The 750-nt window shown below is 70.8% G+C and carries 1 protein-coding gene; it reads right to left on the bottom strand.

Annotated features, from left to right (window positions below; all coding sequences use genetic code 11):
* Positions 1-93: 93 nt before the first annotated feature.
* The coding region (locus AC01FP_RS18320; RefSeq protein ID WP_474482280.1) for a class I SAM-dependent methyltransferase at positions 94-750 on the bottom strand (657 nt) is incomplete at its 5' end.

Below are 750 nucleotides of genomic sequence, written 5' to 3'. Positions count from 1 at the left end.
CTTCAATCCGGAGAGCAGCCGGACGATGTGATCGCGCGCTCCCTCGGCAGCTTCGTGCTGGAGCCGGGCCAGCGAATAGCCGTCGTCAGCCATCTACCGCTCTGGTGCCGGGGCAGTCGGGCGAGCCTGGCGCGTGGCCCGCACCACCCAGTTCAGGGTCGAGCGGCGGTCCGCGGACAGGCGCTGGGCCCACGGCGCGAGCAGGTTCGCCAGCAGGACCAGCGGCAGCAGGAGCAGCCTCGGCAGGCGCCGGTCCGGCAGCAAACCGAACGACGCGACCACGACGACGGTCAGGGTCGCGCAATCGGCCTCGATGTCGATGTCGTCGAACCCCGCGCGCGCCAGTTCGAGCCGAAGCCCGTGCGAGGTGAAGCGCCGGTAGTCGAAGGGCTCCTCGTGCAAGGGCCAGTAGAAGGGAACGCTCAGGACCAGTTGGCCACCGTCACGCAGCACACGAGAGAACTCGAGCAGGACCCGTCCCGCGTCTTCGACATGCTCGAGGACCTGGCTGCAGAAGACGAGATCGGCCCGGGCATCGGCCACGGGAAGGGCTGCTGCATCGGCCACCACCTGCGGGCTGGCGTCGACCGTGGTCGCGTCGAGCGCCAGGCAGTCCATGTCGACCAGCAGGTCGCGCCAGGGGCGATGGCCGCAGCCGACATCCAGGGCCAGGCCACGCCGCGGCCCCAGGCGGCTTCGTGCCTGGGCAACACCCGCCGCCAACGCCTGGCCCAGGGCGCGGTAGACCAG

The organism is Cyanobium sp. NIVA-CYA 375, assembly GCF_056108345.1.
Note: the sequence above shows the minus strand (reverse complement) of the source record. Positions and strands in the feature narration are given on the sequence as shown.